This is a genomic window from Chitinophaga sancti (assembly GCF_034424315.1).
Classification (GTDB): Bacteria; Bacteroidota; Bacteroidia; order Chitinophagales; family Chitinophagaceae; genus Chitinophaga; species Chitinophaga sancti.
In genome coordinates this window covers 5370853-5392586 of record NZ_CP139972.1, presented here as the reverse complement: position 1 = coordinate 5392586, position 21734 = coordinate 5370853, and the positions used below count along the sequence as shown (strand labels likewise).

Genomic DNA, 21734 nt, shown 5'->3' with positions numbered 1-21734 from the left:
GGAGTTTGATTAGCATATCCCAAAACTGTACCGCGATTATATAACTGTCAGATTATGAATAAATAGTGTTGCCTTGTTCGCGGAATGTGCTGGCCATTTCTGCCATGCCGGCTTCCCTTATTTCCTGCGTGATCTTCATGGAGCAGAAGTGTGGTCCGCACATAGAACAGAAGTGCGCGACCTTGGCTCCTTCGGCAGGCAGAGTTTCATCGTGATAAGAGCGGGCGGTGTCAGGGTCCAGGGCCAGGTTGAACTGATCTTCCCAGCGGAATTCGAAACGGGCTTTGCTGAGTGCGTTATCCCTGTGCTGTGCACCAGGATGGCCTTTGGCAAGGTCAGCTGCATGGGCAGCTATCTTGTAGGTGATCACGCCCTGGCGAACATCTTCTTTGTTCGGTAATCCCAGGTGTTCCTTGGGCGTAACATAGCACAGCATGGCCGTACCAAACCAGCCAATCATGGCTGCACCGATGGCTGATGTAATATGATCATAACCGGGAGCGATATCCGTAGTCAGGGGGCCTAATGTATAAAAGGGTGCTTCGTGACAGTGTTCCAGCTGCTTATCCATGTTTTCTTTGATCAGGTGCATGGGTACATGGCCGGGGCCTTCGATCATGACCTGTACATCGTATTGCCAGGCTATTTTAGTGAGTTCGCCCAGGGTTTCCAGTTCTGCAAACTGGGCAGCATCATTCGCATCTGCAATACTTCCGGGGCGTAAGCCATCGCCTAATGAAAAGGAAACATCGTAGGTCTTCATGATCTGGCAGATCTCTTCGAAGTGTGTATAGAGGAAATTCTCCTGGTGGTGTGCCAGGCACCATTTGGCCATGATAGAGCCTCCGCGGGATACGATGCCTGTCATACGATTGGCGGTAAGAGGTATATAGCGCAACAATACGCCTGCATGGATGGTAAAGTAATCCACACCCTGTTCTGCCTGTTCGATAATTGTATCGCGGAATATTTCCCAGCTGAGGTCTTCTGCTTTTCCATTCACCTTTTCCAGGGCCTGGTAAATAGGAACGGTACCGATGGGTACAGGAGAGTTACGCAGGATCCATTCACGGGTTTCATGAATATTCTTGCCGGTGCTGAGATCCATGATGGTATCTGCTCCCCAGCGGCAGGCCCACACTGCTTTTTCCACTTCTTCTTCGATGCTGGAGGTAACGGCAGAGTTGCCGATATTGGCATTGATCTTCACCAGGAAATTGCGCCCAATGATCATGGGTTCACATTCAGGGTGATTGATATTGGCAGGAATGATGGCTCTGCCTGCGGCTACTTCCTGCCTGATGAATTCAGGTGTAATGTGTTGTTGTGTAGCGCCCTGGTTTTCGCGGATAGCGATGTATTCCATTTCGGGTGTGATGATGCCTTTGCGTGCGTAGGATAACTGGGTTTCATTCTTCACGTTGGAAGCCCAGTCAGCGCGCAGTTTGGGCAGGCCTTTGCGTACATCAATATCAATGTTTGGATCGGTGTATGGCCCGCTTGTATCATATACGATCAATGGATCATTGGGTGTCGTTTCTCCCTTACTGCCATACAGGCGTGTAGGTGTTAACGTTATTTCTCTCATGGCTACGCCATTGATGTAAATTTTCCTGGACGCGGGCAGTGGCGTACGTGAAATGTTTTCGATGTTCATACAAAAAATAAGATGGGTGAAGAAATGAGAAGTCCTGCTGCGAGGGGATATCCCTGCAGTGCAATCATTTTTAAGTGAAAGAAAAATTAACCTCCCTGTGTAGCGCGGATGATAGTAATACTGTCTGCGGTTTGCAGAAGGTGTTGCGACCATGCGGGTTTAGGGATGACTTCCCTGTTGATGGCGACGGCCAGGCCTTTGTCTGATGGTAATTGGATAAACTGTAAGAGGGCAGCGATGGTTGTTCCCTGCTGCACCGCATAAAGTTTATTGTTTACAGTCACTTCCATGAGTGCATGAATTAAGGTGAAACAATAAACTTTAAGGATGGTAGAAGATGTGAGGATTCAGTTCATTCCTGGCAGCGGGCTTGGCTGAACCAGGTACTTTTCCCTACGGCAGTATGAACTGCGTCAGGTCCTGAGGGTCTCATCTCAGCTTTCCGGGTATGGTGGCCTGGAAAACACCCCTAAAGTGAAGCATAAAGGTAGGGGAAAAAGTCCATATCTTTGAGCATATGAAAAATAGCCATCTGCTGGTGGGAGTTATCACCATGTTTTCATTTGCCTGTCATCCGTCGCGCACGCCTGAAAATGAGGCAGTAGTAGATACGTCGGCATTAATGCCGGCGGCGGATACTACGCCTGTGATAGTAGCTGACTCAATCGTTACCGTTGTGCCTGATACTGTCGTCATTGACACGGCAAAGCTGATTGGCAAATGGTTGCAGCCTGTAACCGGAAAGGATAATGAATGGCAGGGTATGGAGCTAAGAAAGAACAGGAAGGCGATAGCAGTGAATATGTATTCGCTGGTATATGAGAAATGGGAATTACAACATGATACACTGTTACTTTGGAATCATGCAGAGGGGGTAAAATCATCGGATAGTACGAGAACTGTAGATACCTCTATTATCAGGGAGTTGACGGATACTTCACTGGTATTATTTCCTGTGAAGGCCGCTGAGGGGTATCTTGAAAAATACAGGAAAGAAACAGGAGGGAAAAAAGTGAAGTCACGTAAATAAGTTCACTCCTCTCCCTCGGGGTTAGTCAGCTATAAATTTGCCATAAGGTAACAGCGAGGGCTACAACGGCCATGAATATACCGGCGGTAGCGACCTGCATATCATCAATATTCTTACGGGCTTTTATATCTGAGAGTCCACCCATGATGATGGCTGCAATAGCAAAGACAAGCCCTGTTTCAGGGTTTCTCGCCACGAATGCATATACGGCGGAAGATACGCCTGCGAACAGGGAAATGTAGCAGGCAACTTTAGTGGACGTGGAAGAGGTGGTGTGCTGTTGCATATATTTATTGATTTAAAGGTTTGTCAAACGGTGCTTTGAGTAGTGCCCCTATCTTTTGATACTTTTCTTCCTGGTATTCATCCAGGCCATACTGCAGGGAAGTAGTATCATTTACCTTCTTAAACGTGCCAAAGAGGCGATCCCAGATTGAGAAAATATTGGAATAATTAGTGTCCGTTTCCGGCTGGAAATGGCTATGGTGTACCTTATGCATGTCTGGTGATACGATGATCCAGCTCAGGGCATTATCCAGCCATTTGGGGAGGTGGATATTGGCGTGGTTGAACTGTGACATGAATACAGAGATGGTTTGGTATAGGAATACCATCCAGATGGGGATACCCATGGTGATGACAGCGACAAAGAGTGCGATGACGCGGAGGATGCTTTCGATGGGGTGGTGCCGGAGGGCGGTGGTAGCATCTACTGCGGTATCGATGTGGTGGATCTTATGGAAGTGCCACATCCAGGCAATTTTGTGCTGTATGAGGTGAACGAGGTAGGCCCCGATCAGATCCATCATGAGGATGGCGAGCGTGGCGTGAAGCCAGTTAGGTAGTGGTACAAGGTATAGCAGGCCGAAATGGCGGTTAGCGGTGAATGTGCAGGCTTTGACGATGAGGAAGGCGAGACTGAAGTTCACGACGGCGGTGGTGAGTGTAAAGAAGAGGTTGGTGCCGGCGTGGAAGTAGCGGTTAGATTTGAAATAGAAACGGGGGAAAGCGCCTTCGAATACCCAAAGAAGGACCAGGCCACCGACAAGGATTGCGGTGCGGTAGAAAGAAGGAATGTTATTGAAGAACGATTCCATATACGGGAATTTAGTTATGGGTTCAATGGCTATATCAAATTACAACATTTTTGGGGAATAAAAAGGCTGAAAGTGGCTGTGGTGCAATATTTTAGACAGGCTTATGTGGGTGATCGGGTTATGTATAAAAGAAAAATAATTAGTAAGTAAAAAAAATCGCGTTTGCCGTCGGCAAACGCGATTTTTTTTTGGAGGCTGGTTTTTGCGCAGCCGGAAGGCCGCGCAAAAACCAGCAGCTGCCGGTAGTAATAAATGAATTAGTTATTCAGCATCAGTGGCATTACCAGCATGAGCAGGTCTTCATTCTCTTCTTTTTCAGAAGGTTTCAGGATACCGGCTTTGGTTGGAGTAGACAGTTCGATTGTGATTTCATCACCTTCTGCTGCGTTCAGCATTTCGATGAGGAACTTCGCATTGAAAGCAATCTGCATATCATCGCCGGTGTAGGAACAGTTCATACGCTCATTACCTTCGAAAGAGAAATCCACGTCCTGTGCAGAGAGTTGTAATTCGCTGCCAGTGATGCTCAGTGCTACCTGGTTGGTGCTCTTGTTAGCAAAAACGCTCACACGTTTCAGGGCATTCTGGAAATCGCTCTTCACCAGGGTAAGGCGATAAGGATTATCCTTTGGAATGACCACTTTATAATCAGGGAAACGGGCATCGATCAGTCGACAGATCATCTGTGCACCATTGTGTGTTACAAAGAAGTGATTCTGGCTATAAGCAATCTTGATTTCGCTATCATTATCAGGCAGGGCTGACTTCAGCAGGTTCAAAGGTTTTTTAGGCACGATGAAAGTTTCTGCTTTAGGGCATACTACACCAGTTCTGACATATTTCACCAGGCGGTGCGCATCTGTTGCTACAAAAGTGAGGCTGCTTGGAGTGAGTTCGAAGAACACACCTGTCATAGCAGGGCGCAGATCGTCGTTGCTCACGGCAAACAGGGTCTTGTTGATAGCAGTTACCAATGCGGTAGAGGTCACTGTAAAGGAAGTGGTATCATCTGCTGTTGGTTCTTTCGGAAAGTTTTCCGGATTTTCACCCATTACCTTGTACTTACCATTGTCGGAAGTGATTTCAACCGCATAGGAGTTCAGGTCAATGTTGAAAGTCAGTGGCTGATCAGGCAGATTTTTCAGGGAGTCCATCAGGATTTTAGCGGGAATACAGATACGACCGCCTTCCTTGGCTTCTACCTCCAGCTTCACTTTCATAACAGTCTCCAGGTCTGTAGCTACTACTGTTAGTTCGTTCCTGTCAATGATGAAAAGGAAATCTTCCAATATAGGCAATACCGTATTGGAGTTGATAACCCCGCTGATCTGCTGCAATTGTTTTAACAAAGTAGAGGAAGAAACGATAAACTTCATGTTGATATGTTGTTATTATACTTACTAAGGAATTCCCGCTGTAAAGGCGGAGAGGTTATACAACCTGAGCAAACAAAGATAGAAAGAATTGTTAATCTACGAACAGCGTTAGAATCGGGCATTCTTTAGCTTTTTTCCACATGAAACCTGCACGGGCATGTGGAAAAGACCTATATTAATGTGTACTCTCCTGTAAACGCGGCTACATTATAACAAAATGTTATGTTAGATGAGATGCTTAAAAAAAGTGGTTTTATTGAAATTAATCAAAAATAGTGCGTCTTATTTGGAATGTTATGAAAAAATCCGGCATTTGTTTTAAATGAGTTGCATATCAGTTAGCTTTGCGGGCGCAAAAAATCTATTAAACACTAAAAAATCTTTTGGGTTATGAAACTGTCTCATTTAGCCGAAACGTTGATCGGGTCTGAAATTATTAAGCTGGCCGGTGAGATAAAGGAGAAGCAGGCCAAGGGTGAGAAGATCTACAATTTTACGATTGGGGATTTTGACCCTAAAGTATTCCCTATTCCGGCTGAGTTTGAGCAAGAGATTATTGCTGCCTACAAGGAAGGATTAACCAACTACCCACCAGCAGATGGTATCCTGGAACTGAGAAAGGCGGTAAGTGAGTTCATTGCCGAACATGAGCAGCTAACCTACGATCCGACCAAGGAGATCGTGATCTCCTGTGGAGGCCGTCCTATCATTTATGCCACTTTCAGAACAATCCTGGACCGGGGAGAGAAGGTAGTTTATGCTACACCGTCCTGGAACAATAATCACTATACTCACTTCCTGGAGGCTGAACACGTTGTACTGGAAACCAAGCCGGAGAACGATTTCATGCCAACTGCAGCTGAACTGAAACCGCTGCTGAAAGGTGCTACCCTGCTGGCGCTCTGCTCTCCGCAGAACCCAACCGGTACTGCTTTTGGCAAGCAACAGCTGGAAGAAATCTGCGACCTGGTAATTGCTGAAAACAAGAGCCGTGGTGCTGATGAGAAACCACTGTACATTCTTTTCGACCAGATGTATTGGGTATTGACTTTCGGTCAGACTCACCACTACACCCCTGTTGGTCTGCGTCCTGAACTGAGAGACTACACTATCTTCATCGATGGTATGAGTAAGGCTTTTGCTGCAACCGGTGTAAGAGTTGGTTGGGCCCTGGGTCCTGCACACGTCATTGGCAAGATGAAAGCCATCCTGTCTCACGTAGGTGCGTGGAGCCCTATGGCAGAACAAAATGCTGCTGCCCGCTACCTGCGTCGTAAAGATGAGGTTAACACTTACCTGAAAGCTTTCAAAGCGGAAGTGGAAGAAAGACTGGAGAAGATCTACGAAGGCTTCGATGCACTGAAAAAAGCAGGTCACTCTGTAGAAGCAATTGCTCCTCAGGCCGCTATTTACCTGACCCTGAAAATCGATCTGAAAGGCAAGAAAACTGCTGATGGTACCGTACTGGAAGACCAGGCAGCTGTTACTTCTTACCTGCTGAACGAAGCGAAACTGGGCCTGGTTCCTTTCTATGCATTCGGTGCAGGCAAGCAGTCTCCATGGTATCGCCTGAGCGTAGGTACCTGCGTAAAAGAAGAAATCCCGGCTATGCTGGCTACCCTGAAAGCAGCGCTCGAAAAGTTGAGCTAAGTTTTCAGCATCATATTTTGTATGGCAAGCATTACAAAAAAGAAAGCCGTCCTGCACTTAGCGGGACGGCTTTTCTTTTTTTAAAGACTTTTGGTTAAGAAGTGGCCGACTAAATGGTAAAATGAAGGCGCTGAGAATTACCTAAAAAACCATTTCGTTTCCATCACCCACCCGAGCGAGAGGGGTACCCTTTTAAATCAGCCCCCGTAGGGGAATAAAAGGCCGGTCTTAGTGACGGTCCGGACCTGGACGGTCATCCCTGTCATTACGGTTATCTCCACCTTTCTTTCCACCCTTGTTATGGGTTTGATGATCCTTTTCCCACTGTGCATGCTGAGGATGGCCCTTGCTTTCGAAATACTTTTCTTCCTTGCTGTCACGGATCGGGGTCTGGTCATGTCTATCCTTGAAACCACCATATTCCTGACGGTATTTGTCTGCATGCTGGTAAGGTCTGTTGTCTCCATTGATCACCACCTTATGTGCATTGTATAAATCAACGTTGCGGTACCGGGCAGGCAATTGTCTCACTCTTACCCAATTATTACCATCAGGATATACATATACCTTGTTAGGCACGTCATAATAGCAATCAATGTCTGGTAAGTAATAATAATCTACGTGGTCATAACCGGTCGGACCCCATGCCGGCTGTGCGCCAATATTGATAGAAATATTTACCTGGGCTTTACTTATTACAGTGAAACCAATCACTGCTACAAAGAGGAACATGAACTTTTTCATATAGATTCGATTTGCTTGTGTTAAGGCAAAAGGAATGCCCTAAGCGCACGAATTCCATTTTTTGAGATGTATAGACGAAATGTGTCGGCTAAACCTGAAAATCTCCTGATAAAAAAATTTCCCCTACCGATTAGAGATTATGATACATATAAATAATTGATTTACAATTGAAAAAAGGGCAGTATAACTTTTTGACTTTTTGGTTCGAAAAGTTAATCCTTTGTTAAAGGATAACTTTTCTTCGCTATTTGCGTAAAACTTTCTACTTTTGACTTCGAAACTAAAAAAGTCAAAAAGTTAATGATCGCAGAAACCAAGGATGAAATGCGGGATAAGATCCTGGATGCAGCGTTAAAGAGATTCTCTAATTACACTGCTTCCAAGACTACCATGAATGAGATTGCGGACGACCTGCATTGTTCAAAGGCTTCATTGTATTATTATTTTTCCGACAAAAAGAGCCTGCATTTTGCTGTGCTCGAAAAGATCGGGGAGTACTTTATATCAGAGCAGGAAATGGAAGCAGAGAAAGATCTGCCTGCCGCCAGCATCCTGATGAACCTCCTCGAAATTAAACGCCAGTTTGTACTCAGGTACTACCGCCTGGAAATGTTCAAGATCCTGAATGATAATAGTGCTGAGACCATCCGTGCCATGACTATTATGAAAGAAAGAGAACTGGCTATGATGGCCCGCATTATGAAAAAAGGCGTGGCAGCAGGTGATTTTAAGATTGACAACATTAGTGAGATAGCGGCCTTATATAGCCAGGCAATGGAGGGATTGCGTTTTTCGGTTTCGGACTGCCTCAATCCTAAATTAGAAATAGATCCGGAAGAAGTAGAAAAAATCATAGACAGACAGCGGTTACTAACCGAGATATTCGTTAAAGGCATAAAGCAATGAGGATAACATGGGCGTAAAAGAAAGGATCATGGAAACGGCGCTAAAGATGTTCCGCTTATACGGCATCAAGAGCGTTACGATGTTTGACATATCGAAAGAAACGGGCGTATCCAAGAAAACGGTATACGAGCATTTCGAAGACAAAGAAGACCTGGTGCTGGAGGGAATGAAATTCGTGCTGAATAGTCACATCGAGCATTTCCAGGACTTTCGCCAAAACTCCGCCGATGCAATTGAAGAGCTGATCAGGGAACTGGAATACATGGAGATGATGGGGAAAACAATCAACCCTGTCATGCTGTACGAAATACAGAAATACCATCCGGCCATCTGGCGGCGAATCGAAGAGTTTAAGAAGGATTGTGTACTGCAGGGCATCACAGAAAATTTACAGCGTGGTATAGAGGAAGGGGTGTATAGAAGCGATCTGAATATGAATATCATCAGCCGTATGCGCCAACTACAGCTGGAGACCGTATTCGATCCTGAACAGTATCCGGTCATGCAATATGATATGCATGAAGTAATGGAACAACTGACAAAGCATTTCATTCTGGGCGTAGCTACCCTGGAGGGAAGAAAACTGGCAGCACAATATTTACATATAGAAGAAGAATCTACTACCAGCATCACTTAAAACCTATTCTGCCAACTAAAAAGTAATTCAAAGAAACATACGGATGAAAAAGATCATGTTTACACTTGTCCTCCTGGCGGGGATCAGGGCTTCCTATGCGCAATCTGCACTGACTTTACAGGATTGCCTGAAATATGCCCTCGCCAACAATCAGGCCCTGGCCCGCACCAGGCTTGAAGAAGATATGGGCAGGTTCAAGACCAGTGAAGTAAGAGGTCAGGCACTGCCGCAAGTCAATGCCAACGGAAGTTACACGAACAATATCAAGAAACAGGTATTACCTATTCCCGGTGATTTTATCGGGCAACCCGGCAAAACCGTGCTGCTCACCGCAGGTGTGACGCACAACGTGTCCGCTGCAGGTTCCGTTACCCAGGAAGTTTATAACCAATCCGTATTCACCGGGCTGAAAGCCGCGAAAGCTGGTGAAGAATACTACCGTATGCAAACCGCACAGAGCGAAGAAACGGTGATCTACAACGTGACCAGTCTTTATTATGCTGCACTGGTAAGCCGTGAAAAAACAATTGTGCTGGATGCCAATATTGACAAACTGCAACAACTGGTAAACACCACCGCTACACAGGTTGAAAACGGCCTTGCCCGCAAGATTGACCTGGACAGGATGCGTGTGAACCTCACCAATTATAAAACACAGCGCATCAACGCGCAGAACCAGTTCCTGATCCAGGCCAACCAGCTGAAAATGCAGATGGGGATGTCTATGAGCACTGCCCTGGAACTGCCAGTTACTTCCTTCAAAGAGATCGAAAGCAAAACAGCTGGTGCTGCTGATTTCGGAGGCGTGGCGCTGGACAACAGGATTGAATATAAACTCCTGACTAAACAGGAAGAACTGCAGAACTACCAGAAGAAGGCATACATCGCCCAGTACTACCCTACCCTGCAGCTGGGTGGTAACTATTCTTACAATGGTCTCAGCGACAAGTTCGACTTTCTTAAATCCAAGTCTGGCGGATCTACTGCCAACTGGTACGATATGGCTTCTGTGAGCCTGACCCTGAAGGTGCCTATCTTCGATGGTTTTGCCCGCCGCTCAAGAGTAAGCCAGGCAAATGTGACACTGAAAGAACTGACTAAGCAGAAGGAAGAAGTAGCACTGGCACTGAATACCCAGTTTGAAAATGCCAAACTGCAGGCACAGAACAACCTGAGCACCATCCGTGCGCAAAAGGAAAACGTTGAACTGGCAAACGAGGTGTATACTTCTACCCAGAACAACTATAACCTGGGCCTGGCCAGTCTGACCGATCTGCTGGATTCAGAAACATCCCTGACCGAAGCACAGAATAACTACAACGAGGCATTGTTGCAATATAAACTGGCTGAACTGGACATCATCAAATCCAATGGGAATCTTAAATCCCTGTTGAACTAACACAATCACTTTCTTTAAAACTGTATACTGGAACTATATGAAAAAAATTATTATCTGGACCTTAGTGACCATCGCCGCCGTGGTATTGATCATGTGGAAACTGGGTGCCAATAAGAAAGCCAACGAAGAAAAAACCAAATTCGTAAAAGAAAGTAATGCAGGTGAAATTTCAGTGCTGACGGAAAAGGTGAGTAAAGAAGATTTTTCACAGGGTTTCCTCGCAAACGGAAACTTTGCACCCGTGCGTGAACTGGACTACCTGGCAGAAACTTCCGGTCGTATTACCAAACTACTGGTAGACGAAGGTAGCGTGGTAAGACAGGGGCAGGTGATTGCCTATGTAGATGGTGAAATTCTGGGTACTGATCTGCAATCAGCTAAAGTAAATCTTGAGCAACTGCGCGTAGATAAAGAAAGATATGAAGCGGCATTCAAAACAGGTGGTGTGACAAAGAAACAGGTGGATGATGCCTCCCTGCAATACGAACTGGCTAAAACCCGCTATACTGCTGCTACCCGTCGTGTAAGCGATACTTATATCAAAGCACCGATCTCCGGTATCATCAATAAAAAATATGTAGAACAGGGTGCTTACCTCTCCCCTGGTAATAAACTGTTCGACATCGTAGATGTAAGCCGATTGAAACTGGCTGTATCTGTTCCGGAAATCCAGGTGGTAAGCCTGAAGGAAGGAGACAAAGTAAACGTAACAACCAATGTATTCCCTGAAGTCAGCTATGAAGGTAAAATTACTTTCATCGCTGCGAAAGGTGACAATACCCTGAACTACCCGGTAGAAATGGAAGTAGCCAACATCAGTGGCAAGCAACTGCGTGCAGGTATGTTCGGTACTGCTCATTTCGATATCAAAAATGCCGCACCAATGATCCTGGTTCCACGTACTTCCTTCATTGGTGGCGTGAACAGTAACCAGGTGTATGTATTTGAAAACAATACAGCGAAACTGCGTAAAGTGGTAGCAGGCCGCATTTTCGGTGACAAAGTGGAAATAAGAGAAGGACTGAATGAAGGAGAAACAGTGATCACTGCCGGTCAGATTAACCTGACAGATGGTGCTAAAGTAACTGTGCAACAACAGGCGAAAGGATAATCAGGACAATCCGGTAAAAAAGAAAACAATGAAGATTACAGAAATATCCATCAAGCGGCCTACGATCGTAGTCGTGATATTCACCATCCTTACCTTACTGGGGGTGATGAGTTATCTATCACTCAACTACGAGTTGTTGCCTAAGTTTACTTCACCGGTAGTAACTGTTGCTACTGTGTATCCCGGTGCTTCGCCTAAAGAGGTAGAAAGTACGATCACCAAGAAGATTGAGGATGCGGTGGCCTCTATGGAAAAGATCAAGAAGATCATTTCTAAATCCAACGAAAGTTTATCTACTGTAACTATACAGCTAAATAACGATGCGAATGTAGACGTGGCGCTGCAGGATGCTCAACGTAAGGTGAATGCGGTGCTTTCCGATCTGCCTTCTGATGCAAAAACGCCGTCACTGACTAAGTTCTCACTCGATGACTTACCAATCATGACACTGTCTGCTACTGCTGATATGGATAGCAAGGCATTCTATGACCTGGTAGATAAAAAGATCCAGCCATTGCTCTCCCGTTTGGGTGGTGTGGCACAGGTATCCCTGATTGGTGGCCAGGAAAGAGAGATACAGATCAATGTGGATCCTCATAAGCTGGAAGCTTATAAGATGTCTATCAATACGGTACGCCAGGTCGTGACCAATGCGAACCTCGATTTCCCTACCGGTAAGGTAAAAACACATGATCAGCAGATCCTGATCCGCCTGGCTGGTAAATATAAAAATGTAGATCAGCTGCGTAACCTGGTGCTGAGCACAAGTGAAGATGGTACACAGGTGAGGCTGAAAGATATTGCGGATGTACAGGATGCGCAGAAAGATGTAGACCGTATTGCACGTGTGGATGGAACCAGTGCAATTGCCCTGATGGTGCAGAAACAGTCTGATGCGAATGCGGTAACTGTGAGTGAGGAAATGAAGAAAGCGATTGCTGAGATTGAACGTGATTATTCTTCTTTCCACCTGAAGATCTTCATTGCGAATGACTCTTCTGACTTTACCCTGGAATCTGCTGATTCCGTGATCCATGACCTGATGATTGCGATCCTGTTGGTGGCAGCGGTTATGCTGTTGTTCCTGCACAGTATCCGTAGTGCGATCTTCGTAATGATCTCTATCCCGGCATCACTGATAGCGACCTTCATTGGTATGAAGCTGATGGGCTTTTCCCTGAACCTGATGTCACTGCTGGGTTTATCACTGGTGGTAGGTATCCTGGTGGATGATGCGATCGTGGTACTGGAAAACATTTACCGTCATATGGAGATGGGTAAGAACAGGGTGAGAGCGGCATTTGATGGTGTGAAAGAAATTGGGTTCACTGTTACCTCCATTACCCTGGTAATTGTGGTCGTGTTCCTGCCAATCTCCCTGACAAATGAAATGGTATCTCAGATCGTACGTCAGTTCTGTGTGGTGGTGATGATCTCTACCATGTTGAGCTTACTGTCTTCCTTCATGATTGTACCCTTATTGTCTTCCCGCTTTGGTAAGCTGGAGCACATCACTGGTAAGAACCTGTTTGAGAAATTCATCCTGTGGTTTGAGCGTCAGCTGACGAAGTTTACTGAATGGATGACTGGTATCCTGAAATGGGCGCTGAATCATAAACGTTGGGCAATTATGGCAGCGATTGCATTGTTGATCGCTTCTTTCATGCTGGTAGGTAAGGGATACATTGGTGGTGAGTTCATTCCGAAAGGTGACCGTGGCCAGTTTATCGTGGTGTTGGAAATGCCGAAAGATGCATCTGTAGAACAGAGCAACCAGGCTACCCGTAAGGCGGAAGCTTTCCTTTCCACAAAGAAAGAAGTGACCCGTTTGATTACGACTGTAGGCCAGACAAGTGAGGATGGTTTCGGTACTTCACAGTCTACCGCTTACAAATCAGAGATCACGGTAATGATGGTGGATGCGAAGAAACGTGCGGTGAGTGCGGATATCTATGCAGCACAAATGAAAGTGGAATTACGTAAGATCTTGCCAGGTGTGAAAGTGAAGACCATGGATGTGAGCATCCTGGGTACTGCAGAAGCGGCGCCGATTGAACTGGTGGTGATGGGTTCTGAACTGGATAGTGCGATGGTGTTTGCAAAACAGGCGATGGCAGTGTTGAAGACGATAGATGGTACGAGTGATGTGAAACTGTCTGTAGAAGAAGGTAACCCGGAAATCAACGTAACGGTGGATCGTGATAAGATGTCTGCGCTGGGATTGACACTGGAGAATGTGGGTGGTACCATGCAGACGGCTTTTAGTGGTACTGCGGATGATAGTAAGATTAAGTTCAGACAGGGAGATTATGAGTATGATATCAATATCCGCTTTGATGATTTTGACAGGAAGAACCTGACGGATGTATCCAATATCCAGTTTGTAAATAATAAAGGGCAGCTGATCAAATTGTCTCAGTTTGCAGCGATCACAGAAGGTTCTGGTCCGAGCCAGCTGGAGAGAAGGGATAAGAATACATCTGTATCTGTAAAATCCCAGGTGATAGGTGTGCCATCAGGTACGGTGCAGTCTGAGTTTGCGAAGAAACTGGAGCCGCTGCGTAAGCCGGTGGGGGTAAGTTACCTGTGGGCAGGTGATGCGGAAAACCAGGGTGATTCATTTGGTACGATGGGTGCGGCTTTGCTGATCTCTATTGTGATGGTGTATCTGATCATGGTGGCCTTGTATGATAACTATATTTATCCGTTCGTAGTGTTGTTCTCTATTCCGCTGGCGATTATTGGTGCCTTGCTGGCACTGGCGCTGACGAATAATACGCTGAACATCTTTACCATCCTGGGTATGATTATGTTGATTGGGCTTGTGGCGAAGAATGCGATCATTCTTGTGGACTTTACGAACCAGATGAAGGACCAGGGACAGAGTACGGATGAGGCCTTGATCCATGCGAATAATGCGCGTTTGAGGCCAATTTTGATGACGACGATTGCGATGGTGATTGGTATGTTGCCAATTGCGTTGGCAACCGGTGGTGTGTCTGCAACGAAGAATGGTTTGGCGTGGGTGATTATCGGGGGGCTGATTAGTTCTATGTTCCTGACGCTGATCGTGGTGCCGGTGGTGTATAAGATTGTGGATGGGTTTATGGCGAGGTTTGGAATGAATAAGCCTTCGGCTAAGAGATTGATCAGGCAGCGATTGGTGGCGCCTTATGCGGCAGAGATAGAAGAAACTTCACTTAATTAAGATATTAAAGATACGTTACAAACACAGTGTAACAGTTGTAGGTTTAAGAAGTGGCCGGAGTAATCGTACTCCGGCCTTTTTATTCTGAAAATGGTTTTCATGCCCGTTGGTGAATCCCTCTTTCATGAATGTTTTATTTACTATTGCTAACAAACAACAGGTGAAAGGCTAGATCTGTGCCCTGTTTTTAATATCGTTAAATGTGTAGGAGGTTTTTATTTCACCGTTTTCAAACACGGTAACCAACTCATCTTTAAGGCCAACAGCCTGGCTTTCAGGCATGGTTACAAATTTGCCATCCTGTTTAACCAGTACCTGTTTACCAGATTTTGATTTCTTGAAAGATACACGGGTGTTACCATTTGCATCCAGTTCCAGTGGATTCTTCTGAACATTGATGTCTTTACCGTTGACTACCGCGTGTGCGCATTTCAGGGCATATTCCTGCGTATCTCTGTTCACTCTCTGTAACAATGCCCCACCCATACCTAATACCAGGTTTTCGGCGCTGATACCGGCGTTTTTCAATGCTTCGTAGATACCCGGGATAGAAGAATAACTGATACCATCACCCTGGATCACACGTACCTGCGGAGGTAATACTTTGTATCCTTTTTCATTGACAGTGTAACCGAATTTTTCTGTGAGCACTTCAAATATTCTTAACAGGGTTTGTACGGCATCTCCACTATCAGGGCGAATCACCAGCGTACCCTCTCTTTTCAGGATCTGTTCTTTCAGTTCAGTACCCCAGTATTCTTCGCAGGCCCTGATGATGTTGTAAGAATCAGATACACAGGCAATGGTGCCGGTTGGGAATGCATCCAGCACATGTTTGAAGATCTCTTTTTCTCCGGGTTCACCTAAGAGGGTCATGATAGAGTGTTCGGTAGCGGGGATAGAGAGGCCGGGGGCAGCGGGTGCTTTATAATATCTTTTGGCAAAGGTAGAGGCGATGATGGTATCGCTACCCGCAAAGTTGATCAGGTGTGCACTACCACCCCATCCTGCACTTTCTACGGAGCTGGCACCACGGAAACCGAAGTCGTTCAGCACGAAGTCGATGCCTGCGAATGATGCAGCACTGGCGGTTTCGTTATAATACTTATTGACAACTTTTTTAATCTCGCGGCTCATGGTAGCTACGGTACAAGGGTACCATACCTGCATCAGCAATGTTTCGAGGAAGTTGGTGAGCCAGAAACATTTTGGGTCGGTGTTTTCGATGGTCATCAACACATTGTGGGTAGCGGTGACGGTACCTTCCGGAACGGCTTTGATCCTCACTGGCAGGCGACCGCCGTGTTTCTCTATGATATATTCAAATTTGGTGCGGTCAAACACATCGTTGCGACCAAATACTTCTTTCAACTCGCTTTCTGCTTCGTCAATTTTTTCTTTGGTGATCACTACGCCCTGCAGGTATTCCATGAGCAGGTACTGGAGGCCGTAGAATACAGTTTCTTCAAATTTGCCGCCCCGGCTTTCGAGGTAGGAGTAGATATATTCAGTGCCGGGTATGTACAGTTTATGGTGAGAGTATTTATAGGCGTCGGCTAAGAGGATGAGGTTTTCCTTTGTCATGATTCTTTGAATTAGGCGTTAGTAGAATATTTTTCAGCGAGTCTTTCCAGTAATGGGATGTGGACAGGTACGATTTCACCGTTAGCAATCATGTTTTTGATTTCATTTACCGGTATCCAGCGTAGAGCTGCGATATCGTCAGCAGCATCCGGTTCTCCGAAGATCAGGTCTGTACTGAATAAGGTAGTGATGATCTTGTCTACTTCAGAGCGGTAGCGCCAGTCGTCCATCTGCATGGAGCATTCGTATTGCATCGCACTGGTTTCGAGTTGACCACATTCTTCCTGTAATTCACGGCGGGCGGCTATGTCAAAGCAATTATCGCCTGGATCTGTGAATCCTCCTGGCAGGCGCCAGGCGTTTTCGGCAGGTTTACGACCTACTAATAATTCGCTGCGGTTATTTCTGAATACGGCAATGTCTACGGTTGGATATACTTTCGGAAACTGATTGTATGTATTGTAGATGATGCCTGCTCTGAATTCTTCCGTATCAAATACCTTGTCAGATACTGCTTCGCGGAGGGCGGTAGCGTTATAATCCTTTACCGGCGGCAGGTCATTGGTAGAATAACGACCATGGTAGTAAGGGATGAAACTATCGCGGCTGCCGTACAACACGAATGATTCGTGCGGGAAGTTCGTCGAGAGCAATTCATCCAGTTTCTGAGACCATACTTTATCATCTGCCTGATCGCTCTGGGGGAGGATGATAACATCGGGGAAGAGTTGTTTGATCATTCTTTCCCTGGTGTAATAATCCAGTGGATTCTTGCGGCTACCTTTCACCGGGCTAACGCCGAGTACGATGATAAGGCGGTTATGTTTTTGCTTTACCTGCCGGATCAGTTCCAAATGGCCTTCGTGGAGGCTGGGTGTCTGAAAGCGGGCGATGATTACTCCTGTCGGTTTTAGCGTTGTCATATACCAGTGTTTTGTGTAACTTCTACACAAATATAGAAGGCTTATTTTATATACGCAAAATATTTTTGGTGATTTTTACACAAATACAGATTGCGTGTTGATTATCAATAATAAAAAAAATTCCCCCTCCTATTGAGATAGGTAGAGGGAAATGAAAAATTTGTACCAAAAGGATTAGATTTCGAACATGATACCTTCTTGTTTCAGCTGGAAATACCGCTCTTCATTGAAGCTGTATAGTTTAGCCGGCCTACCGGCAGAAGGGTGTTTTTGTTTTTCATTATGCCCCATCAGGATCCCGAAGTGATTCATTTTCTTCTGGAAGTTACGTCTGTCTATAGGGCGGTCCAGTACTGTTTCATAGAGTTTTTCCAGGTCAGAAATAGGAAACTTTTTATCCAGCAGTTCGAAGCCGATTGGTTCATAGCGGATCTTATTGCGCAATCTTTTGACAGCGGTGTTTACGATTTCGCTATGGTCAAAAGCCAGTGCGGGTAAATTTTTTATATCGAACCAGCGGGCATCTTCAGCATCTGAGCTGGCCGCCAGTTTAAAGTTGGTAGGATTGACAAGTCCGAAATAGGCGATGGAGATGATCCTGCCACGGGGATCCCGCTCCGGTCTGCCAAAGGTGTACAGTTGTTCCAGGTAATTGATATGTACACCGGCTTCGGTGAGCAGTTCGCGGGTCACGGCATCTTCGAGTGTTTCGCCGTTCAGCACGAAGCCTCCGGGCAGTGCCCAGTCATGAATAAAAGGATCTATCGTACGCTTGATCAGCAGTACGGAGATACTTTTTTCGGCAGTGTAACCAAATACTACTGCATCTACACAGAGTCGTATGTCTTGTCTAGGTCCCAAATGATTGAATGGTTCTTGCGCAGGGTTACTTAATATAATTGATTACCTGCGTACTATCCTTTTTCAGATTGATAAACAGCGGGCTTTTCTGAGGATCGAATGCAATGATTGCATTTGCCTGCCAGGCATCTTCAGGTGTCGGGAGTTCGAGCATTACTTCCAGACCGTTTGTACGGCGAAAGAGGATGCTGTCTTTCCTGGCAATGTGTTTTTTAAATCCGTGTCTTTCCAGGATCCGGCTCATTTCTTCCTGGCGCTGTAAAACTATATTAGTAAGAGAATCGCTGCTCACAGGTTGGGCATTGCGCAGGATATAGCTTTTCCCGGTCACGACATCATATGCCGAGGCATCCCGGTTATCGTTACGCGACTGATTACACGAAAAGAATATTGCGGCTACCGTAAATATTAACAAAACAGGCTTCATATCACGATATTGAAGCTGCAAGATACCGGTTTTAAAAAAAGATCACAAAAAACGCTTTTGCTGTATGGCAAAAGCGTATCCTTAAGTATGTATGGTTTGTGGTTGGCTTAGAACTGAATATTGAATTTCTTTTCCGCTGCACCTCTCTTTACAAGTACGGTTGTTTTGTCTCCTTTTTTGAAGCTGGCAAGGGCCTGCATGTAGTCTTCGAGATTTGTAACTTGATGGGCACCCAAGCGGATGATGATGTCATTCACTGCCAGGCCAGCGTTGTGGGCAGGTTTACCTTCCGTTACTGCATCTACATGAACTCCATCCTTTTGCCAGGTGTAATCGGGCATGATACCCAGGGTAACTGAAAACCGTGCGCCGGTACCCATTTGCTTATCCTTTGTTTTGGTAAAAGCCAGTTTGGTCATACCATTTGTCTTCTCTACGATGTCGTATACCATTTTGATCACGACCATTTCCCCATTGTAGTTTATCCTGTCTGCATCGTCTGATGGTTTATGATAATCAGCATGGGAGCCGGTAAAAAAGAACAGTACGGGTACATTTTTCAGGTAAAAGGACGTATGGTCTGAGGGGCCTGTGCCGGAGGAATCAAGGCTTAGTCTTAGTCCTGCAGGCGCTGTCTTCTTCACGAGTTCCGGCCATACGGGGGAAGTGCCTATCCCTCCTATCTGCAAGCCTTTGGCGGTATCCAGGCGACCTATCATATCCATATTGATCATGTAATCAACGGTGCCAATATCCACAGGTGAGTGGTCTGCGAGGTATTTGGAGCCAAACAGGCCCAGTTCTTCACCTGAGAAGGCGGTGAACAGGAAATTGTATTTATTGAAGTGTGCACTTTTCAGCAGCCGGGCCAGCTCTATGAGGGCTGCTGTACCGCTGGCATTGTCATCGGCACCGTTATGGATCGATTTATCTTTGGGTGCCAGGGAGTTATGGTCTTCACCTTTTCCCAGGTGATCGAAGTGAGCGCCTATGATAATGGTGGCAGGAGCTTTATTGTCGAGGAAACCTATCACATTGGTGCCGGTACGTTTACTGGCGCCAAAGGCAACATTCATACTTACTTTTACTTCTTCTGCATTTTCCATGGTTTTGCTGATACCATCTGTCACCCAGATCACCGGGATGGTGAGGGGTGTGGTTTCTCTTGATAACCATTTGTGTACATCAGCGGGAGATTCGGGGCCATTGTAGAAAATGACACCGGCGGCTCCTTCTTTTGCAGCTTCTGCGGCAGCCTGTCTGTATACTTCCAGGGGATCTGTGTGAGGGTCTGATTCAATATCTTTTACATTGAGCAGCCATATATTATCCGGTTCATTGACAGCGGGCATTATCTCTCCTTTCGCGCTTTTTTCGGCGCTGAATGGCAATGGAATGTACTGTTCAATGGGAGTTAGTGTATTGTTATTGATGGTCAGTGAGCTGGCAGGATCGATGGTCTTGCCTTCGTTGACCGGGAAGGTCTGGAGGTAGCCATTTTCCCCTTTGGGGGTCAGGCCGGCCTGTTTCATTTGGGCAGAGATATAGCCTGCCGCTAATTGTTCGCCGGGGCTGCCGGTGAGGCGTCCTTCCAATTTATCGCTAGCCAGGTAGGTAATATGGGCCTGCAGGTTTCCCAAAGTTTTACGGTCGGCTTTCTTTTGGGCCGTCAGTTGCGCAGATGGCAAAGTGAGCGCCAGCAGCCAGATGGTGTGCTTCACAGTTGTATGCATTTAATATTTAAAGAGGTCAGGTAACGATAGTCAATTTCAGCAAGTGATAATCCGGTATCTAAATTGTTGGTTAGCAAATCACATACCGCGGGATAATAACATTCATATGCTATACGTTGTTTAGATTCCCGGTTCAAATTTATGATGCTGTAGCATAACTATTGTGACGGAAGAGGCAATTATTGGTCCAAACTCGCTGAATTTGGAAAATCAGCCTATTTTTGCGGGGCTTAAACAAAACTAAACTAAAAGCATACCCAAAACAAGTACCGATCATTAGATTATGAAGAACACACCATTTACAAACAAACACATAGCGCTTGGCGCTAAGATGGCACCGTTCGCAGGTTACAACATGCCAATCTCTTATACTGGTATCAACGATGAGCATGCGGCTGTGCGCAACAATGCGGGGGTATTTGATGTCAGCCATATGGGTGAGTTCATGTTAAAAGGAGCGCATGCCCTGGATCTGATTCAAAGGGTGACCAGCAATGATGCCTCCAAACTGACGGCTGGTAAGGCTCAGTACAGCTGTCTGCCTAATGAAGAAGGTGGTATTGTGGATGACCTGCTGGTATACTGCATTGAGGAGAACAAGGTATATATGCTGGTAGTGAATGCCAGTAATATAGAGAAGGACTGGAACTGGATCAGCAAATTCAACACGGAAGGTGTGGAAATGGAGAACATTTCAGAACGTACCTGCCTGCTGGCTATCCAGGGTCCAAATGCTGCGAGCATGCTGCAATCCCTGACAAGCGTAGACCTGGTGAACCTGAAATACTACACTTTTGCCAAGGGTGAATTTGCAGGTGTTTCCAATGTGGTTATCAGTGCTACAGGTTATACCGGTGCTGGTGGTATTGAGATTTATTTTGAAGACAAGGCCGACAATGCAGACAAGATCTGGGATGCCATCTTCGCTGTTGGCGGACCTAAAGGTTTGAAACCCATAGGCCTTGGTGCAAGAGATACCCTGCGGCTGGAAATGGGCTTCTGTCTGTATGGTAATGATATCGATGACCACACATCTCCGCTTGAAGCCGGGCTGGGCTGGATCACGAAATTTACGAAAGAATTTACTTCACGTAGTATCTTTGAAGCGCAAAAGGCTGCCGGTCTGCAACAGAAACTGGTAGGATTTGAAATGGTTGACAAGGGTATTCCCCGTCATGATTATGAGATCAGGGATGCTAATGGTCAGGTAATAGGCCGCGTTACTTCCGGTACGCAATCGCCTACTATGCAGAAAGCTATAGGCCTGGGCTATGTTCAAACACCTTTTGCCGCGCTGGATTCCGAGATATATGTAGCAGTGAGGGATAAGCTATTGAAAGCCAAGGTGGTGAAAGTACCGTTCTTAAGCTAATACACCTTTTTAAAACCAT

General features: G+C 45.9%; 19 protein-coding genes and 1 riboswitch. Of the genes, 8 read left to right on the top strand and 11 right to left on the bottom strand.

The genetic code is table 11. The features are described 5' to 3' along the window. Nucleotides 1-52 precede the first annotated feature (52 nt). A complete protein-coding gene (gene thiC / locus U0033_RS20875) occupies nt 53-1657 on the bottom strand; it encodes a phosphomethylpyrimidine synthase ThiC (RefSeq protein ID WP_072358782.1) in 1605 nt (534 codons plus the stop codon). An 86-nt stretch (nt 1658-1743) separates the two neighbouring features. Continuing rightward, nucleotides 1744-1947 carry a sulfur carrier protein ThiS gene (gene thiS / locus U0033_RS20870; protein ID WP_072358779.1) on the bottom strand — a complete coding sequence of 68 codons (204 nt, stop codon included), beginning with the start codon at nt 1945-1947 and terminating at the stop codon, nt 1744-1746. Between the two features lie 83 nt (nt 1948-2030). Further along, nucleotides 2031-2138, bottom strand: a riboswitch (TPP riboswitch). A gap of 36 nt (nt 2139-2174) precedes the next feature. Here thiS and U0033_RS20865 point away from each other — a divergent pair. After that, complete coding sequence (locus tag U0033_RS20865) at nt 2175-2687, top strand: lipocalin family protein (RefSeq protein WP_072358776.1); 513 nt, start codon at nt 2175-2177, stop codon at nt 2685-2687. Nucleotides 2688-2712: 25 nt separating this feature from the next. Here the strand turns inward: U0033_RS20865 and U0033_RS20860 are convergent, their stop codons facing one another. The 3 genes from U0033_RS20860 to dnaN form a co-directional block, all read right to left on the bottom strand. After that, nucleotides 2713-2973, bottom strand: coding sequence for a hypothetical protein (locus U0033_RS20860; protein WP_072358774.1), 261 nt, complete (start codon nt 2971-2973; stop codon nt 2713-2715). Nucleotides 2974-2977: 4 nt separating this feature from the next. Further along, complete coding sequence (locus U0033_RS20855) at nt 2978-3784, bottom strand: sterol desaturase family protein (RefSeq protein WP_072358772.1); 807 nt, start codon at nt 3782-3784, stop codon at nt 2978-2980. Between the two features lie 257 nt (nt 3785-4041). Next, nucleotides 4042-5160, bottom strand: coding sequence for a DNA polymerase III subunit beta (dnaN, locus tag U0033_RS20850; protein WP_072358770.1), 1119 nt, complete (start codon nt 5158-5160; stop codon nt 4042-4044). Between the two features lie 390 nt (nt 5161-5550). On the opposite strand from dnaN, the gene U0033_RS20845 reads away from it, so the two are divergent. Then, nucleotides 5551-6810, top strand: a complete 1260-nt coding sequence (locus U0033_RS20845) for a pyridoxal phosphate-dependent aminotransferase (RefSeq protein ID WP_072358768.1) — start codon at nt 5551-5553, stop codon at nt 6808-6810. Nucleotides 6811-7038: 228 nt separating this feature from the next. On the opposite strand, the gene U0033_RS20840 is transcribed toward U0033_RS20845, so the two are convergent. Beyond that, nucleotides 7039-7554, bottom strand: a complete 516-nt coding sequence (locus U0033_RS20840; RefSeq protein WP_072358766.1) for a hypothetical protein — start codon at nt 7552-7554, stop codon at nt 7039-7041. Between the two features lie 300 nt (nt 7555-7854). Between U0033_RS20840 and U0033_RS20835 the strand changes: the two genes are divergently transcribed. From U0033_RS20835 to U0033_RS20815, 5 genes are read left to right on the top strand one after another with little or no spacing between them, the layout of a single operon-like run. Further along, a complete protein-coding gene (locus U0033_RS20835; protein WP_072358764.1) occupies nt 7855-8460 on the top strand; it encodes a TetR/AcrR family transcriptional regulator in 606 nt (201 codons plus the stop codon). 28 nt (nt 8461-8488) lie between these two features. After that, nucleotides 8489-9097 (top strand): TetR/AcrR family transcriptional regulator, encoded by a 609-nt coding sequence (locus tag U0033_RS20830; RefSeq protein WP_177318568.1) that lies wholly within the window; start codon nt 8489-8491, stop codon nt 9095-9097. Between the two features lie 43 nt (nt 9098-9140). Next, complete coding sequence (locus U0033_RS20825) at nt 9141-10496, top strand: TolC family protein (protein ID WP_072358760.1); 1356 nt, start codon at nt 9141-9143, stop codon at nt 10494-10496. Between the two features lie 37 nt (nt 10497-10533). Then, on the top strand, nt 10534-11607 hold the full coding sequence (locus U0033_RS20820; protein ID WP_072358758.1) for an efflux RND transporter periplasmic adaptor subunit: 1074 nt from the start codon (nt 10534-10536) through the stop codon (nt 11605-11607). Nucleotides 11608-11635: 28 nt separating this feature from the next. After that, nucleotides 11636-14815 carry an efflux RND transporter permease subunit gene (locus U0033_RS20815; RefSeq protein ID WP_072358757.1) on the top strand — a complete coding sequence of 1060 codons (3180 nt, stop codon included), beginning with the start codon at nt 11636-11638 and terminating at the stop codon, nt 14813-14815. Nucleotides 14816-14983: 168 nt separating this feature from the next. Here the strand turns inward: U0033_RS20815 and U0033_RS20810 are convergent, their stop codons facing one another. The 5 genes from U0033_RS20810 to U0033_RS20790 form a co-directional block, all read right to left on the bottom strand. Then, complete coding sequence (locus U0033_RS20810) at nt 14984-16399, bottom strand: nicotinate phosphoribosyltransferase (RefSeq protein WP_072358755.1); 1416 nt, start codon at nt 16397-16399, stop codon at nt 14984-14986. Between the two features lie 11 nt (nt 16400-16410). Further along, on the bottom strand, nt 16411-17322 hold the full coding sequence (locus U0033_RS20805; RefSeq protein ID WP_072358753.1) for an NUDIX domain-containing protein: 912 nt from the start codon (nt 17320-17322) through the stop codon (nt 16411-16413). 174 nt (nt 17323-17496) lie between these two features. Continuing rightward, a complete protein-coding gene (locus U0033_RS20800; protein WP_072358751.1) occupies nt 17497-18183 on the bottom strand; it encodes an NUDIX hydrolase in 687 nt (228 codons plus the stop codon). A gap of 25 nt (nt 18184-18208) precedes the next feature. Next, a complete protein-coding gene (locus tag U0033_RS20795; RefSeq protein ID WP_072358749.1) occupies nt 18209-18610 on the bottom strand; it encodes a hypothetical protein in 402 nt (133 codons plus the stop codon). 107 nt (nt 18611-18717) lie between these two features. Beyond that, the gene (locus tag U0033_RS20790) at nt 18718-20331 is read right to left on the bottom strand and encodes a M20/M25/M40 family metallo-hydrolase (protein WP_177318567.1); all 1614 of its coding nucleotides are present in this window, start codon (nt 20329-20331) and stop codon (nt 18718-18720) included. Nucleotides 20332-20626: 295 nt separating this feature from the next. Here U0033_RS20790 and gcvT point away from each other — a divergent pair, with 295 nt between their 5' ends. Further along, a complete protein-coding gene (gene gcvT, locus U0033_RS20785) occupies nt 20627-21715 on the top strand; it encodes a glycine cleavage system aminomethyltransferase GcvT (protein ID WP_072358745.1) in 1089 nt (362 codons plus the stop codon). Nucleotides 21716-21734 lie beyond the last annotated feature (19 nt).

Bases quoted from the DNA above. Each gene is read 5' to 3' on its own strand.
- thiC (WP_072358782.1), bottom strand. From the start codon at position 1,657: ATGAACATCGAAAACATTTCACGTACGCCACTGCCCGCGTCCAGGAAA.
- thiS (WP_072358779.1), bottom strand. From the start codon at position 1,947: ATGGAAGTGACTGTAAACAATAAACTTTATGCGGTGCAGCAGGGAACA.
- U0033_RS20865 (WP_072358776.1), top strand. From the start codon at position 2,175: ATGAAAAATAGCCATCTGCTGGTGGGAGTTATCACCATGTTTTCATTT.
- U0033_RS20860 (WP_072358774.1), bottom strand. From the start codon at position 2,973: ATGCAACAGCACACCACCTCTTCCACGTCCACTAAAGTTGCCTGCTAC.
- U0033_RS20855 (WP_072358772.1), bottom strand. From the start codon at position 3,784: ATGGAATCGTTCTTCAATAACATTCCTTCTTTCTACCGCACCGCAATC.
- dnaN (WP_072358770.1), bottom strand. From the start codon at position 5,160: ATGAAGTTTATCGTTTCTTCCTCTACTTTGTTAAAACAATTGCAGCAG.
- U0033_RS20845 (WP_072358768.1), top strand. From the start codon at position 5,551: ATGAAACTGTCTCATTTAGCCGAAACGTTGATCGGGTCTGAAATTATT.
- U0033_RS20840 (WP_072358766.1), bottom strand. From the start codon at position 7,554: ATGAAAAAGTTCATGTTCCTCTTTGTAGCAGTGATTGGTTTCACTGTA.
- U0033_RS20835 (WP_072358764.1), top strand. From the start codon at position 7,855: ATGATCGCAGAAACCAAGGATGAAATGCGGGATAAGATCCTGGATGCA.
- U0033_RS20830 (WP_177318568.1), top strand. From the start codon at position 8,489: ATGGAAACGGCGCTAAAGATGTTCCGCTTATACGGCATCAAGAGCGTT.
- U0033_RS20825 (WP_072358760.1), top strand. From the start codon at position 9,141: ATGAAAAAGATCATGTTTACACTTGTCCTCCTGGCGGGGATCAGGGCT.
- U0033_RS20820 (WP_072358758.1), top strand. From the start codon at position 10,534: ATGAAAAAAATTATTATCTGGACCTTAGTGACCATCGCCGCCGTGGTA.
- U0033_RS20815 (WP_072358757.1), top strand. From the start codon at position 11,636: ATGAAGATTACAGAAATATCCATCAAGCGGCCTACGATCGTAGTCGTG.
- U0033_RS20810 (WP_072358755.1), bottom strand. From the start codon at position 16,399: ATGACAAAGGAAAACCTCATCCTCTTAGCCGACGCCTATAAATACTCT.
- U0033_RS20805 (WP_072358753.1), bottom strand. From the start codon at position 17,322: ATGACAACGCTAAAACCGACAGGAGTAATCATCGCCCGCTTTCAGACA.
- U0033_RS20795 (WP_072358749.1), bottom strand. From the start codon at position 18,610: ATGAAGCCTGTTTTGTTAATATTTACGGTAGCCGCAATATTCTTTTCG.
- gcvT (WP_072358745.1), top strand. From the start codon at position 20,627: ATGAAGAACACACCATTTACAAACAAACACATAGCGCTTGGCGCTAAG.